Consider the following 458-nt stretch of genomic DNA (forward strand, 5'->3'; position numbering starts at 1 on the left):
GGATCCGGGATGTAGCTATCCAGAGTCTCAACCAGTTTACGAACGGACGTGGTGCCCATTTCGTTATCGTCTTTACCTTCCAGAGCCATACGAGCAGAACCGATGATGATCGGAGTGTCGTCACCTGGGAAGTCGTAAGTGCTCAGCAGATCGCGCACTTCCATCTCAACCAGTTCCAGCAGCTCAGCGTCGTCTACCAGGTCAGCCTTGTTCAGGTAAACCACGATGTACGGAACGCCAACCTGGCGGGACAGCAGGATGTGCTCACGGGTTTGCGGCATCGGACCATCAGCGGCCGAGCAAACCAGAATAGCGCCGTCCATCTGAGCAGCACCAGTGATCATGTTCTTCACATAGTCAGCGTGACCTGGGCAGTCAACGTGAGCGTAGTGACGGATCAGCGAGTTGTATTCAACGTGCGCGGTGTTGATGGTGATACCACGAGCTTTTTCTTCCGG

The 458-nt window shown here is 54.8% G+C and carries 1 protein-coding gene; it reads right to left on the reverse strand.

Features of this window, described 5'->3' with window-relative positions; genetic code table 11:
* On the reverse strand, positions 1–458 hold a 458-nt coding region (locus K5E40_RS34450), incomplete at both ends, for a GTP-binding protein (RefSeq protein WP_260456254.1).

This window comes from Pseudomonas baetica, from assembly GCF_019733355.1.
In the GTDB taxonomy this organism is placed as follows: Bacteria; Pseudomonadota; Gammaproteobacteria; order Pseudomonadales; family Pseudomonadaceae; genus Aquipseudomonas; species Aquipseudomonas baetica_A.